This is a genomic window from Cupriavidus sp. UYPR2.512, from assembly GCF_000379565.1.
GTDB lineage: Bacteria > Pseudomonadota > Gammaproteobacteria > Burkholderiales > Burkholderiaceae > Cupriavidus.
Genome location: NZ_KB903085.1, coordinates 1 through 1445 on the forward strand (window position 1 = coordinate 1; position 1445 = coordinate 1445).

The following is a 1445-nucleotide window of genomic DNA, read 5'->3' on the forward strand; positions in this document are numbered from 1 at the left end:
TGATAGCCGCTGGCGGCTTTCCATTCGCGTCGACTGCTCTTCTCGATGACATCGCGTGGTGGAATCGAGGGCTGTGCCCCTCGCGCGGCAATCTCCGCGTGGCACGGCTTGCTGTCGTAAGTAAGCGCCGTCGCCTCCGATGGTATCGATCGGTGTATCAGCCGGGATCTGGTCGAGCAGGTCGGCCAACACTTCGCCATCGCCAGCGTCCTGGTGGGTCATCAGTGCAGCACAGATGCCGGTGTTCGCATCCATGGCGAGATGGACCTTGCGCCAAGCCCGCCGCTTGGACCAACCGTGCTTGCGAACCGGAGCGAAGCCTTGGTCCGAAAGTACGCCGGGTGCAGCTTGGCGTAACGAGGCCATTGATTTCCTGAGCCGCCGCGCGCAGAATCTGAACGTCGTGCTGCCCGCCTCGCGTACTGGCGAGCCGCTGCATCTGGTGATCGACAGCACTGGGCTGAAGCGCAATGTCGTGTAGTTCGGCACTGGCAACGTTGGGAAGGCCAGGGCGTGCAAGCTCTGCGCGAAGCCTTGCAGCGCGCGCAGCGGCAGGTGGAACACCCGCTTGAGACCGAGCAGCCCTTGCATCAGCGCATCCGTATAGACGAGCGGGTGGCCACGCTTGGGCGACTGGGCTTTAGCCGGTGGCACGAGCAAGCTCTCTTCGACCCACATCGTCACATCTCCTCGGGCTATCAGTCCCTGTTGTACTGCGCCCCAGTTCTTGACGCGGTGTTGCCTCCGATTGGGAAACAACGACGTTACCCAGCTTTGCGCCTAACGGTGATCCATGCTATTGAACGAGGCGCACCTGCAGGAAGAAAGCGCATAGAGTGGAAGCTGATCACAAATTTGCCGGTGACCACCCGCGGGCAAGCTGTCGAGAAGCTGGAATGGTACGCGCTACGATGGAAAATTGAAGTGTTCCACAAGATCCTGAAGTCCGGCTGCAAGGCAGAGGACTCCATGTTGCGTACCGTCGATCGCCTGGCCAATCTGGTCGCCGTATTCTGTGTTGTGAGTTGGCGTACCTTCTGGCTGAAGATGGTGCATCGAGCGACCCCACGTCTACCCGCAGAAATCGGATTAACGCTGCCAAAAATGGAGAGGCTCGATCAGTTGGTCAAAGATACCGCGAAGACAGCAACTGCCGAGCCTCTTACCCGGTACATCATCCAACGCGCCCAATTGGGCGGCTATCTGGCACGCGCTAACGATCCCCCACCAGGCAATACCGTGATCTGGCGAGGCTTACGAAGACTCATCGATATTCAACTCGAGTTCGAGTTTGCCAAAAATTGTGGGTAATCGCAAGTCTGTCAGGCCCTCCTCGTGAGGGCCTTTTTTTATGGTTCGTCAGGAAAAAGTGTGGGTTGACGAAGGCTCAGGAAGATTGCCAAGTGCATGATATAGCGCGATTTCCGTCGCCCTGAAGGTTCGGA

The 1445-nt window shown here is 58.5% G+C and carries 1 protein-coding gene and 3 pseudogenes; 2 read left to right on the top strand and 2 right to left on the bottom strand.

Translation table 11 applies throughout. The features are described from left to right. Nucleotides 1–315: pseudogene (locus A3A5_RS45030) on the bottom strand (transposase); the annotation flags it as partial. A gap of 58 nt (nt 316–373) precedes the next feature. Between A3A5_RS45030 and A3A5_RS45035 the strand changes: the two are divergent. Beyond that, nucleotides 374–466, top strand: a pseudogene (locus A3A5_RS45035) (transposase); the annotation flags it as partial. A gap of 62 nt (nt 467–528) precedes the next feature. On the opposite strand, the pseudogene A3A5_RS45040 reads toward A3A5_RS45035, so the two are convergent. Then, nucleotides 529–678, bottom strand: a pseudogene (locus tag A3A5_RS45040) (transposase); the annotation flags it as partial. Nucleotides 679–786: 108 nt separating this feature from the next. Between A3A5_RS45040 and A3A5_RS0121695 the strand changes: the two are divergent. Then, entirely contained in the window at nt 787–1311 is a 525-nt protein-coding gene (locus A3A5_RS0121695; RefSeq protein WP_157637273.1) for a hypothetical protein, read from the top strand. Nucleotides 1312–1445 lie beyond the last annotated feature (134 nt).